Below are 12,785 nucleotides of genomic sequence, written 5' to 3' on the forward strand. Positions count from 1 at the left end.
TTGTTTTTTGCTTGAGTAAGGTGCCGCTTTATTGCTTTGTTCGCTGACTAATGAACTTACAAAAGATACCTGCATGAGTGAGTAATCAAAAACAGCCTCGGTTTTTAAAAGTGTATTAATAACCGACAGCTCAACATAATGATCGTAATCATCACGCGCCCACAATGTATCGTTTAATTGCGAGGTATTTGCTTCGTTAATTGGGATATTTAATGTGTGCTTTGAATCGTCAAGGGTGGCTATTAATTCGCTTTGGGTAATTTTAAAACTAATTCCCATCGTTGATTTTAATGCACTAACAGGCAGCAAAAGTTTATTTGTTTGCGTGTAGTAGGCCTCTAAGTCAGATACAACAGAACGGCCATTAACTCTTACATTGACGATCACAAATGCATCTTCATCAATAGGCCATTGATAAAGAGGCAATAGTTGTGTTGCATGTGTAGTTGTAGGCACTATAAAAAATAAAATAATCAGTAAACTAATTAAAGCGCTACAACAATATGCGCGTGGTTTAAACACGTTTTATTGAATATTTACAGGGATAGCCAACTCAATATTTCCGCCATATAAAGCGTTTTCTTTATATTTTAAAGTGAGCGGCCCTGATATAGGTTCTTGAAGTGTTATATACACTTTACGACGCGACAAAGGGGTATAAACAGCGACATTTGTTAATTCACCAACAGGTAAGTTGTCGCTATTAACGAGTTCAAAATTACCATACACAGAACGATTACCGGTTAATGTTTGCCAAAATGTAAGGGTTGGATGCCCATTTTGAGTTATTAGCTGCGGGTTTATNNNCTTCNAATTGCCCGTGGCGAACAATAACAGGCACGCTGTAAGCAACTTTAGGGCGTATGCTGATACCTGTTGAATTAGGGTTTTGAGATTCAGAAGCGATAATTCTTAAAACAGCTCGGTACTCTCCCGCAGGGAGTTGTGCTTTTTTTCGCACCGTCATTCTTATTGCTTGCATGCCTTTAGGAGCAATTTTTCCGCGTCTGGGCGAGAACCTCAACATGTCTTTAGCTGAGCGACCTTCAACTTGTTTGGGCGAAACATCTATTAACGCGCCTTCTTCAGTCATGTCTTTGTGGGTGATCTCTAGTTTAAAGTCGAGATTTTTGTCAGACGTATTTCTGATCATTAAAGAATTGTTTTTTGTACGTCCATCAAAGTATAAACGGTATTCAGACAAAGCAAGGTTGGCACTACAAATTTGGGGAAGTAGTAATGTTAAGCACAGAGCGGCCCAACAAAAAAATTTAAAAGTCATGGGAGTCAACTAATTCATAAAACATATAACATGTGGGGTAATTCCCCCACATTATGCGTGTAGTTAGTTATTATTTACTAACTACATAGTGCTTATTACTGAAAAGATACATCTACAGTGTAATCTACTGTGTAGCTTGCACCAGCTGTAAGTGCTGTATCTACGTTCATAGCGCCGTATACGTTAATACCAATATCTGTTGCACTGGCATCAGTCGTAAATGCTGATGCTACTCCGTCAGCAGTTGTTACAGTTGTTGTACTATCGGTTGCAGTTGTTACTGGGGCAAATGTTAGATTGCTGCTTGAGCTACCTGAAACAGTAATGTTCATCGCAGAATTTGGCGCTAATCCTGAAACAGTTAATGCACCTAGTTGAATGTTTGCATCTGATGCATCACAGTCACCCGTAATTGCGCCAGCATTATCCATTGTACACGTAGAGCCTGTTGCTAAACGAATTTTACCAAAGTGTAATGCGCTATTTTCTGCAAACGTTGGCTCGCTCCAACCATTTACACTTGCTTGAAATGTTTGGTTAGATGCTAATAAAGAAGTAGATGAAATAGCTAATAAGGCTGAAGCTGCAAGGATTTTTTTATTCATAATTTTACCATTTTAAATGTTTATTATTTTATTTACCTCCGTGTGCGGTCTTATTTATAAGTATCTTATTCCATTGCGGCAATTTAAACATAGTATGTACCTGTTTGAAATAAATAATTAACATATTGTGTTTTTGGAAACAATAAATGATTAAAAAGTATTGCTTTTTGAGGATTTTAATTTCTATTCGATATAAAAATTAAGCAGTTACATGTGGTTTGTTGAGTTTAGGATGAAGAGTGCAAACTATTTTGTTAACTTTTTAATTTAGTAATCGCAATAGTAGAGTGGCCTAAGCATTATTTTTTAGGCCATTAAACTATTACATTATTTTATCAACCAGCGCTATGACATTTTACGAAGTGTACTTAAAGGCACTATGCGTAAAACCCAATGTAAAAAAGCCCATGGCCAGGTTGGCACAAAACTGTTGGCTTTTTCTTTGTTAATGGCTTTTACAAGCGCTTTGCAGCCGGTTTCGGTATCAACAATAAACGGGACGGTTTTTACTTTTTCGTTTATTTCGCTTCTTATAAAACCTGGGTGTACACAGCTTACTTTTATAGGCGTGTGCATTACATCTATGCGTATGCCCTCGCTTAATGAGGTAATGGCCGCTTTTGTAGCAGCGTAAACGGTCATGGCGCGCCTAAAACCACGCACTGCACTAATAGACGAAATAGTCACTAAGTGGCCATGGTTTTGCGCTCTAAAAATTTCCATTGCGGCCTCAGCCTGGGCAAGGGCGGCTACAAAGTTGGTTTGTGCGGTTTGTTTGTTGGCATTAAAATAACCCGTACCAACAGAGGCACCTTTGCCCATACCTGCATTTATGATTACTCTATCAAGGCCGTTAAGCTCTTCTTTAAAGGCGTTAAATACGCTAAACACTTGCTCGTGATCGTTTACATCAAGCACTTTTATGCTAATGGTTATATTAGGGTTTACCTGTTCAAGCTCGCTTTTTAGTTGCTCTAGTAGCTCAAAGCGCCGAGCACATAAAGCAAGGTTACAGCCTTGTTTTGCAAACTCTTTTGCCATGCCTTTGCCTAAGCCTGAACTTGCACCTGTTATGAGTATATTTTTGCGCATAATTAAATCCTTAGGTGTATGTAATTAATTTTTGTTGTGGGTGGCACTCTAAAAAGTGATGCTCGTTTAAACTGCTAATGCCTAATTTACGGTTTGCCCCTTTGCTGCGCGCCACTACTTTGGTTACGCCTGCGTTTACTAGGCTCCAATTTATATCAATAAAGTGCTCGAGTTTTAGCCCCATTAAATGGCTGGTAATAATGCTAATAGGCCCGCCCGAGGTATAAATAAGTACTTTTTTGCCATGGTTTTCATTGGCTATTTGCTCAATGGCACCCAGTACTCGCGCAGTAAATGCATTAAAGCTTTCGTTGTATAGCGTGCTATCGGGGTTGAGTACCCACTGCTCAATAGCGCTAATAAATACCGTTTTAAAATATTCCATTGGGTCGGCTTGTTTGCTAAGTGCAGCACGCACTTGGCTTGCGGTGGCAAGCTCTGGGTTATAAACCGCTAAAATGTGCTCGTGATCGTACTCGTTTAAACGCGCATTGTTTATTACCACTGGCGCATTATTAATACTTGCTAAACTTAGCTTTGCAGTTTGATTATGGCGTAGCATACTCCCTGCAAATACCACATCGGGCGTTAGCTGCTTTTGTGCTAAATACTCACCCAATAATGTGGCTTGCTGCTGCCCTTTTTCTGAGAGCATATCGTAGTTATCAGCCGAAAAACTAGCCTGCCCATGGCGTACTAAATATAAAATACACATTAGGCTTTTCCTTGATTTTTAATGGCTTTATTGCAGCGCCACAAAAGGTAATGTACAAACACCCAAAAGTTTTTAAAGGCGGGGTTTTTAGTTTGCCCATGGTGATAGCGGTAATAAATTTGCTGCACTATGCCTGCAAGCCTAAATAGCCCGTACACTTCGTAAAAGGTAAAGTCATCTACCGTTATATCCATTTTTTTACAGTAGTAGGCCACTACTTCTTTGCGCGTTAGCATGCCCTCTAGATGGGTAGGTTGGCGGCGCGTGGCTTGGGCTAAAAAGTCATCGCCGGGTTCTACCCAGTAAGCCAATGTGTTGCCTAAATCCATGAGTGGGTCGCCAAGGGTGGCAAGCTCCCAATCTAAAATACCCAGCACTTTGGTGTAGTCGGTTGCATCAAGTACAACGTTATCAAACCTAAAGTCGTTATGCGTTATACAAATGCGCTCGTGGCTTGGCATGTTGTTTTCAAGCCATTTAATTACTTTTTTACCGCTTGGTACGTTCCACGTTTTAGCTTTAGTAAAGCGTTCGCTCCAGCCGCTAATTTGGCGCTGCGTGTACCCTTCGCCTTTACCTAAATGGCTTAAATTGGCCTGTTTGTAATCTACTTTGTGTAGCTCTACCAGGCAGTCGAGTACGTTTTCGCACAGCTGTTTGGTGCGCTCGGGCGTGGGCATTAATCCGCGCGGTAAGTTTTTACGCGGAATAATCCCCGTAAGCTTTTCCATAACGTAAAAGTCGGTGCCAAGTATGCTTTCATCATCGCAAAACGCTTGCATAGTAGGTACGTAACTGTAAACCGGTTTTAGCGCCTGCTGTAATTTAAATTCGCGCCCCATATCGTGAGCGCCTTTGGCTTTTGTACCTTTTGGGGCACGGCGTAAAATAAGCGATTGCTCTGGGTAGTCTAGGCAGTAGGTCCAGTTTGACGCGCCTCCTGCGTATTGTGTAACGTTTGGATCGCCAGTTAACTGTGTAATGTGTTGTTTAAGCCAGGCATCTACTTTTTGTGTGTCGAGCTCTTCGCCTTGGCGCACGCTTTTGGTTTGATCTAATAAGTGTGTGTTCATTGTTAGCCTTTATTATTTTGATTTTAAACGTTGCATAGAGCGTGTTTTTTTAAGCATGTTTTTAATGTACCACTCAACGGGGAGTAGTTTTTTCATTAAAAAGGCCTGTTTACCTAATTTATGGGTCAAAATTAAAAATGGGCGTTTAAGTGACTGCTTATAAATAATATCTGCAACTTGTTCGGCATTAATGGGTGAGCGCTCAAAGGCGCGGTTTAACATAGTTTTCATAGCCGGTTCGCTGGTGCGCATAGATTCATCAAGGTTGGTTTTAAAAAAGCTGGGGCACACAACACTTACATCTATATTGTCGTAGGCAAGTTCAAGTTTTAGGGTTTCGCTAAAGCCAATAACTGCCGCTTTTACTGCGTTATAACTGCTCATAAACGGAATAGGTGTAAGCCCTGCTTGCGACGCTACATTAATAAAGTAGCCACTGCCTTGTTGCTTAAATAGCGGGTAAAACGTTTGGCACACCCGCACCATAGACAGCAAATTAATATCCATAATCCACTGCCATTGCTCAAGCGATTCGCCCTCAAGCGAGCCGCCGGTTGCAACGCCTGCATTATTTATAACAATATCCACGCCTTGCCACTTGGTTTGAATTAAATCGTAAAGCCCCTTTACATCGGCTTGTTTTGTTACATCGCAGGCGTAAAAAAAGGCATCGGCTTTTAATGCTTGTAGCTCGTTAATAGTTACGGCTGCGCGTTCGGCGTTTATATCGGCAATGCAAATTTGTAAGTTTGCGCCTAAATTACTTGCGTAACTAAGCGCTAATGCTTTGCCAAGACCTGTGGCTCCACCTGTTATTATTAGTTTTGTTTTCATAGTGTTGCCTTAGTGGTATTTATTAAGTTCGAGGCGCGAAACCATGCCCATGTGTACTTCGTCTGGGCCATCGGCAAGGCGTAAAATACGCCCCATTGCATTAAACGAGGCAATAGGAAAGTCGCTCGACACCCCAGCGCCACCAAATACTTGTATGGCCATATCAGACACCATTTGTAGCATATTGGGCACCACTACTTTTATGCTCGATATTTCGGTCATTGCGTGTTTAACGCCTTGGGTATCTATTTTCCATGCGGCATGCAGTGTTAATAAACGGGCTTGATCTATTGCCATACGCGCCTGTGCAACGCGTTCTAAATTGCCGCCCAGTTTAAGTAACGGTTTACCAAAGGCGCTGCGCGAAAGCCCGCGTTTAATCATTAGCTCTAAACAGCGCTCTGCAGCGCCAATTGCGCGCATACAGTGATGAATTCGCCCAGGCCCTAAACGCCCTTGTGCAATAGCAAAGCCTTTGCCTAACCCTAAAATAAGGTTTTGTTTTGGTACACGCACGTTATTAAATTCCATTTCGCCATGGCCGTAGGGGGCATCAAAATCGCCGCAGGCACTTAGCATGCGTTTAATATTTACGCCGGGTGTATTTAGCGGCACAAGTACCATGGAGTGCTGGCTGTGTTTATCGTTTTCGGGGTTGGAAAGCCCCATAAAAATAGCTACCTGCGCATTGGGGTGGCCAAGGCCTGTGGTCCACCATTTTTTGCCATTTAAAATGAGTTCGTCGCCATCAACATCTATAGTTGCTTGCATGTTTGTGGCATCTGATGAGGCTACATCGGGCTCGGTCATGGCAAATACAGAGCGTATTTCGCCATTTAATAAAGGCGTTAGCCACTGCTGTTTTTGCTCATCGTTTGCAAAGTGATACAGCACTTCCATATTGCCGGTGTCGGGGGCGTTACAGTTAAATATTTCTGATGCAAATAAACATTTACCCATTTGCTCTGCAATAGGGGCGTACTCTAGGCAGGTTAAGCCTTGTGCTAGCGCTGCATCGGGTAAAAATAAGTTCCACAGGCCAGCGGCTTTTGCTTTCGCTTTTAATGGCTCAATGTGCTCACTTAGTTGCCAAGTGGTCCAATCGTTTGAATTATTTTTTGCGTGATTATGCGCAACTACCGCCTGCTCAATAGGCAATACGTGTTCATCCATAAAGGCGGTAACTCGCGTTAGGTAGTCTTGGCTTTTTTGGCTTGGCTCAAAGTTCATTAGGGTTGCCTGTTTATTTTTTAGTTAACCCAGCATAAAACATTCGCCCTAATGAATTAAATGAAATATATTACCAATTAAATGTGAATTGTATTCATAGTGTGGACGGGTAATAGTGATTGAAGCTAAAAATATTCAGCAGTTAGACTTAAATTTACTTAAAATTTTTGAGTGTCTCTACCGTGAAAAAAACATGAGTGAAACCGCAAAGGTGCTTTACATAACGCCTTCAGCGGTAAGCCATGCTATAAAACGCCTGCGCAGTGTATTGAACGATCCGTTATTTGAGCGCCAAGGGCAACTCATGCTGCCCACCCCAGCGTGTCAGCGCATGGCACCAGCGCTAATAGATTTGCTCGAAAAGTTACGCCAGGTGCTGCAAGCCTGTGGCGATTTTGACCTAGCCACCACCGCGCAAACCTTTAAAATTGCCCTGCACGATGCCATTGAGCCCATAGTGCTGCCAAAGTTGCAGTTAATAATTGCAAAACACGCCCCTAACGCAAGCCTTGCAAGCGTTAAGCTAAACCGTGACGACATGCACAAGCAATTGGCTAATCATCAAATTGATATGGCCATAGATGTAGCGCGGCCAATAAAAGCGCCTATTAGCCATGCTGTGCTTTCAAGCGATCACTTTTGTGTATTACTAAATAAAAATCACCCGCTAAAAAATAAGTTAAATATAGAAAATTACTTAAGCGCTAAGCATGTAGCGGTTTCAAACAGAGCCACCGGCACCGTAATTGAAGACATAGCCTTATTGCAGCTAAGCTTTAACCGCGAGGTAGCCATGCGCTGCCAAACGTATTTTGCCGCAAAAGAGGTAATAAAAAACTCGCCATTTTTACTCACCCTGCCCTCAATGGTTGCAAGCCAATTGCTAGACGACACGCTAATAGCGCGCCCCGTACCCACCACAATGCCAGCTATTTATCAGCATTTATATTGGCACCAAAATACCGATAAAGACGACGCCCTAATGTGGCTACGTAGCCAAGTAGAAAATATATTTAAGCGTTAATTTATACAAAAAAGCGCCAAACTTAGCAGGCTAAGTTTGGCGCTTTGTAAGCATTATTTAAGGGGTTATAACGTAATTAGTGCGCGTTTGTTTTTAATTTTTAGCGCAGCAATTAATAACAGTGGGCCTATAAACATGGCTAGGCCATATACGCCGCCTGTTACTGCGTATTCGGGCTTATTTAAAAAGCTTATAGCAATTAAAATAGCCAGCGATGCGTTTTGAATGCCTACTTCAATACCCAGTGTAAGCGAATCGGTAAGGTTAAGGTTTGAAAGTTTTGCTATGAGCAAACCAATAATCATTGAGCCAATATTAAGCGCTATACACGCCCAAAATACATCGTTAAACGAGCTTACCAGTAATGCGCGCTCTTTTATTACAAGTGCGGCTATCATGGCGAGCATAAAAAATAACGAAAAACGCCTAAAAAACGGCTCGCTTTTAATCGCAAATTCGCTTTTAAAATGGCGAAGGCTTATGCCTATTGCTACCGGTACTAAGGTAATTACAAATAACCCAAGTGATGTGGTTAATATAGAAAAACTGGCATCAGTTTGCGGAGCAAATTGGTGCATGGCAAAGCCAATAATAAACGGTGTGGTAATAATACTAATAGCGGTTGAGGCCGCGGTTAAACTTACCGAAAGCGCTAAATTAGCCTTTGCTAGCTGGCTCACTACGTTTGACATAGTACCGCCTGGGCACGCGGCTAAAATCATTAACCCTATTGCAATTGGCGTGGGTAAATTAAGTAAATAACATAAGCCTAAAGCCAGTAGCGGCATGGCAATAATTTGGCCTACCAAGCCCATAGCAATTGCTACGGGCTTTTTAAAAAGCCGCGTAAAGTCGCTAAGTGTAAGCCCAAGCCCCATGCCAAACATAATAAGGGCAAGCGCGAGGGGGAGTATTATTTCTGTTAAAAATGATGCATTCAAATTAGCCGGCCTCTGTTGTTTTTAATGCCAGCACTTCGTAGTTAAATGAGTACGGGGTTAGCAGCGTTTTTATGTGTTGTTGCAGCGCGTTTAACTCATCTTCTTTAACTGAAATTATGGCTTTTATGCCTAACTTTTTATCAGCAAATACATTTATTTGCACGGCTTTGTTGTTTAAATGCGCGTTAATTACCTCTGTTATGGTTTGTTTTATTTCGAGGCAAACCAGTTCGGGTTTATAAATTTTACCTACGGCAGTTAGCGGTATTTCATCAATGATATAAATAGCTTTAGGAATTGCAGCTCGTTCAGGTACGTGGGTACTAACATACGTGGTTAGCTCATCAAGGTTAAGCGTGCTATTGCGCCTTTACATTCCACGTAAGAGCTGTAAAAATGCTGAGTAGCTTTTTTGGTCTTGATCAAACAGGGCATTTACGCTCAGTGATGTACCCACTAAATCAGTAATAAGTAACGAAGCGCCAAATAATATATTGTTTGGGTGCTCAAGCTCGCTGCGCATATAAAAAATGCCCGCTACGTATTCAAGCGTGGTTTTACTTTGCTCATTTAGCCCATCGGGGTGGCAACCTCCCGATACCGAACTTGTATAATCAAGGCCTGAGTTATCACTTAATAAAAGTGAGCGATAGCCCACGTTGCCCGGGTTTGTTGAATCGCTTGCTATTTGTAAGTCGCGGTTGGGAGTATCAATAATGTATTGATAGCGCGAGCCATGCGATTCAAACTCACCGTGTTCCCACTTAAACAATGCGTTTATATCATCGTTTACTTGCCAATCTATTGATAAACGCGCCCCCGATGAATCGTTAGATTGCTCATCGCTTTGCCGCGCTTGGTTATATAAAAAGCCATCAACAGAACTATCAAACGCGGCAATACGAATGGCTAAATCATCGTTAATAGGAATATTTATAATGCCAGTAAAACGCTTTTCGTTATCTGATCCAAACTCAACCGACACATTGCCCTCAAGTACATCGGTTGGCGAGTTTGAAACCATGCTAAATGCGCCTGCCGTGGCATTTTTACCAAACATAACCGACTGCGGACCTTTAACAAGCTCAAGGCGCTGCATATCTAAAAATGGAAATTTAGCCTGATGCCCGCGCCCTAAATAAACGCCATCTTTAACCATAGCAACCGATTGTTCAAAACCGGAGTTAGTGCCCGAGCCAATACCGCGTACAAAAATACGCTTACTACTTGAGGTTTCGGTAATGTGTACGTTGGGTAGGCTTTCACTTAGGTTGAGTAAATCGTCAACGCTGTTTTGCTCGAGGTAGTCACCCGAAAGCGCTTGGATAGAGGTAGGAATATCTTGCAGTGATTGCACCCGCTTTTGCGAGGTCACGGTGATGGTTTCAAGCTCGCTTTTATTTACCTTATTCTCGGCAGCTTGTGCCATGCCCACACTGAGTGCGCTTAGAGTAAATAAAGTAAGTGCATTTTGCTTTAAAAAAGCATGATTTAAACGTGTGTGACTGTGTGTTCAGTTGTCATAGCTGCAACTCCATTATAGAGGTTATTTTTATTGGATATTTTTGCGTCTATTTCATACTGACGAGTCTTAAAATAAATAACAGTGATGTTTATTTATTCAGCACTATTAGTAATATTTATAGTTGAGCTGAAAAAGTTTAGTTTTTAATGGGGTTAGTGCGGGTTTTGTGCGGAGTTAGAACTGGTTAAAAAATACCTGTGGATTAGCAATTTTATTTAGCTCGTTGTTGCTGTAAAGCCCCTTTACAAACATATAACCATGTGTTTTATAACTGTTCATTGTGGCTCTTTGTTTAATATTGCAGTAACGCGCTCAGCAAGTTCTGGCAAAACATCTTGTGCAAACCATGGGTTCTTTTTAAGCCAAATATTATTGCGTGGGCTTGGGTGCGGTAACACTAAATATTGTGGCCAATACTCACGCCACGATTTTACTAACTCGGTTAAAGGCCTATTTTTAGTATACGGTAAATGATACGCCTGCGCGTATTTACCAAGCACTATTGTTAGTTCTAAATTTGGCAGAGCGGCCAGTAATTGCACTCTCCATGCGGGCGCGCATTCTTTTCGAGGTGGTAAATCGCCCGACTTTCCTTTACCAGGATAACAAAAGCCCATAGGTAAAATAGCTATTTTTTGTGGATCATAAAACTCATCAACACTTAGCCCAAGCCATTCGCGTAGGCGGTTTCCGCTGGCATCGTTAAAGGGCTTGCCAGTTTCGTGTACTTTTATGCCCGGTGCTTGGCCGGCAATTAAAATACGCGCATTGGCATTAAATTGTATAACGGGGCGAGCACCTAACGGTAAATGAGGTTCGCAGATCACGCATTTACTAACTTGTTGTATTAATCGGCTGGTATTCATGTTTATTTGGCCTTAAATGCTCAATATTTATTCTAAATGGCCATTTTGACCCAATGAGTTGGTAAAAAATCGGTTTATTTTAATTAAAACGGCCTTTAGTTGGTAAAATCGTGATCTCTGTTTAAAACAGCGCTGTAGCCCTTGTAATACTTAGTGTTTTTCAGACCAAACTGCAAATTCGTTACCACTGGGCTCTGTAAAATGAAACCGGCACCCACCTGGAAAATCAAAAATAGGTTTTACTATTTCACCGCCAAACTGCACTACTTTTTTATAAGTTGCGTGAATATCGTTACTGTAAAAAACCAGTAGAGCAGCCCCATTTTGAGTAAGCGATTTAAGCGGCGCATTAAAAAAGCCGCCATCAAGCCCTTGGCCGCTAAACGCCGTGTACTCTGGGCCGTAGTCGGTAAATTGCCAATTAAACACGTTAGTAAAAAAGCTTTTTGTGGCTGTTAAATCGCACGCTGGAAACTCAACATAATTTAGTTTTTCGTGGTTGCTCATTATAATTTGAACTTTTTTTATTGTTTGATTTTACACCTTAGTCTTTAGTAAATCGTTGTGCAACGGTTACTTCAAAACATAGATCAGTATTTTACTAAGTAATATACGTTATTTACTAGTGAATCCATTTAATTGCACGCTAGGTTGAGTTTGAAATTACAATACATTAATCTAAATGATAACTACTATCTTTTGCATCTTTCGAATGTATAATAGCGTCCTAAATTTATTCTTCATGCTTAAAGAGAAACAATGCTATGCGTGCAGCGTCTTTCAACGCATTACTAACCAAGCTGAGCTCATTTAGACTTTTAAATAAACGGCTAAGCCGTTATCAGCTATTAGTATTTTTACGTTTTTTTATCGCTATTTTTGGCGGGTATGTGTTTACCTCTACCCTAATTGCATTACTTAGCGTTGTATTGCCTATGGCTAAACAAGACGCCGTATTACTTTGCGTTTCGCTTAGCATTTTAATTTACGCGGTTGTGTTTATATGTGCCTTTTGGGTTAAATCGTTAACAACAGTTTGGATCAGTATTTTACTAAGTAGTGGAGTGTTTTTAGCCATACTTGCAGTATTAAAGGATTGGCTATGAAAGACAGTTTTTTTAGATCGATGACCTGGCTACACACCTGGGTAGGCTTACTTGCTTGCTGGATTATTTACGTAGTATTTTTTGCAGGCACGGTGAGTTTTTTTAGAGACGAAATAAACCTGTGGAACCAGCCCGCAATTCATAATGTGCAAGCGCAAACCGACAGAGTAGCCGCACAGCGTATGCAAATTGTTAAAGGCTTTGATTATTTAAGCCACTATGGTGCAGGCTCTAACAGTTGGCGAGTAACGCTACCAGAGCAGCGTATTCCCTATTTAGTGTATGGCTATGCCAAACCAAAAGAGCCAGGGCAGCGGCGTAGCAAATTTGTAAATACCCAAATAAACCCTAATACAATGCAAGAACTACCACCTTTTGTAGAAACCAAAGGCGGTAACTTTTTTTATCGGCTGCATTACCAGCTTTATTATTTAGATGCCATAACAGGGCGTTGGGTGGTGTGTTTTGCCAGCTTTTTTATGTTGCTTGCGA

At 41.3% G+C, this 12,785-nt stretch carries 14 protein-coding genes and 1 pseudogene; 3 read left to right on the forward strand and 12 right to left on the reverse strand.

Annotated elements, in window-relative coordinates; genetic code table 11:
* Positions 1-525: 525 nt before the first annotated feature.
* The 7 genes and pseudogenes from ATS71_RS19130 to ATS71_RS14095 form a co-directional block, all read right to left on the reverse strand.
* Positions 526-804, reverse strand: a pseudogene (locus tag ATS71_RS19130) (hypothetical protein); the annotation flags it as partial.
* Between the two features lie 573 nt (positions 805-1,377).
* Positions 1,378-1,887: a hypothetical protein gene (locus ATS71_RS14070; RefSeq protein ID WP_058405391.1), complete on the reverse strand. Its 510-nt coding sequence runs from the start codon at positions 1,885-1,887 to the stop codon at positions 1,378-1,380.
* A 345-nt stretch (positions 1,888-2,232) separates the two neighbouring features.
* Entirely contained in the window at positions 2,233-2,979 is a 747-nt protein-coding gene (locus ATS71_RS14075) for an SDR family oxidoreductase (RefSeq protein WP_201020877.1), read from the reverse strand.
* Positions 2,980-2,989: 10 nt separating this feature from the next.
* Positions 2,990-3,694, reverse strand: a complete 705-nt coding sequence (locus ATS71_RS14080; protein ID WP_058405393.1) for a histidine phosphatase family protein — start codon at positions 3,692-3,694, stop codon at positions 2,990-2,992.
* Positions 3,694-4,767, reverse strand: coding sequence for a phosphotransferase family protein (locus tag ATS71_RS14085; protein WP_058405394.1), 1,074 nt, complete (start codon positions 4,765-4,767; stop codon positions 3,694-3,696). The genes ATS71_RS14080 and ATS71_RS14085 overlap by 1 nt, the downstream gene beginning before the upstream one ends.
* Before the next feature lie 12 nt (positions 4,768-4,779).
* Positions 4,780-5,601: an SDR family oxidoreductase gene (locus ATS71_RS14090; protein WP_058405395.1), complete on the reverse strand. Its 822-nt coding sequence runs from the start codon at positions 5,599-5,601 to the stop codon at positions 4,780-4,782.
* A 9-nt stretch (positions 5,602-5,610) separates the two neighbouring features.
* On the reverse strand, positions 5,611-6,831 hold the full coding sequence (locus tag ATS71_RS14095) for an acyl-CoA dehydrogenase family protein (RefSeq protein WP_058405396.1): 1,221 nt from the start codon (positions 6,829-6,831) through the stop codon (positions 5,611-5,613).
* A 115-nt stretch (positions 6,832-6,946) separates the two neighbouring features.
* Between ATS71_RS14095 and ATS71_RS14100 the strand changes: the two genes are divergently transcribed.
* Positions 6,947-7,855, forward strand: a complete 909-nt coding sequence (locus ATS71_RS14100) for a LysR family transcriptional regulator (protein WP_058405397.1) — start codon at positions 6,947-6,949, stop codon at positions 7,853-7,855.
* Between the two features lie 65 nt (positions 7,856-7,920).
* Here ATS71_RS14100 and ATS71_RS14105 read toward each other — a convergent pair whose 3' ends face one another.
* The 5 genes from ATS71_RS14105 to ATS71_RS14120 form a co-directional block, all read right to left on the reverse strand.
* Entirely contained in the window at positions 7,921-8,796 is an 876-nt protein-coding gene (locus ATS71_RS14105; protein ID WP_058405398.1) for a bile acid:sodium symporter family protein, read from the reverse strand.
* 1 nt (position 8,797) lies between these two features.
* Positions 8,798-8,959, reverse strand: a complete 162-nt coding sequence (locus ATS71_RS19135) for a hypothetical protein (protein ID WP_235591494.1) — start codon at positions 8,957-8,959, stop codon at positions 8,798-8,800.
* A 207-nt stretch (positions 8,960-9,166) separates the two neighbouring features.
* Positions 9,167-10,225 (reverse strand): TonB-dependent receptor, encoded by a 1,059-nt coding sequence (locus ATS71_RS14110; RefSeq protein WP_152995688.1) that lies wholly within the window; start codon positions 10,223-10,225, stop codon positions 9,167-9,169.
* A 371-nt stretch (positions 10,226-10,596) separates the two neighbouring features.
* The gene (locus ATS71_RS14115) at positions 10,597-11,187 is read right to left on the reverse strand and encodes a uracil-DNA glycosylase family protein (protein ID WP_058405399.1); all 591 of its coding nucleotides are present in this window, start codon (positions 11,185-11,187) and stop codon (positions 10,597-10,599) included.
* A gap of 150 nt (positions 11,188-11,337) precedes the next feature.
* Positions 11,338-11,694 (reverse strand): VOC family protein, encoded by a 357-nt coding sequence (locus ATS71_RS14120; protein ID WP_058405400.1) that lies wholly within the window; start codon positions 11,692-11,694, stop codon positions 11,338-11,340.
* A 257-nt stretch (positions 11,695-11,951) separates the two neighbouring features.
* Here ATS71_RS14120 and ATS71_RS14125 point away from each other — a divergent pair, with 257 nt between their 5' ends.
* On the forward strand, positions 11,952-12,293 hold the full coding sequence (locus tag ATS71_RS14125; protein WP_058405401.1) for a hypothetical protein: 342 nt from the start codon (positions 11,952-11,954) through the stop codon (positions 12,291-12,293).
* Positions 12,290-12,785, forward strand: a 496-nt coding sequence (locus ATS71_RS19140) for a PepSY-associated TM helix domain-containing protein (RefSeq protein WP_235591495.1), incomplete at its 3' end; no start/stop codon positions are given. The genes ATS71_RS14125 and ATS71_RS19140, both read left to right, overlap by 4 nt.

Origin of the sequence: Pseudoalteromonas sp. H71 (genome assembly GCF_001468485.1) — a bacterium.
In the GTDB taxonomy this organism is placed as follows: domain Bacteria; phylum Pseudomonadota; class Gammaproteobacteria; order Enterobacterales; family Alteromonadaceae; genus Pseudoalteromonas.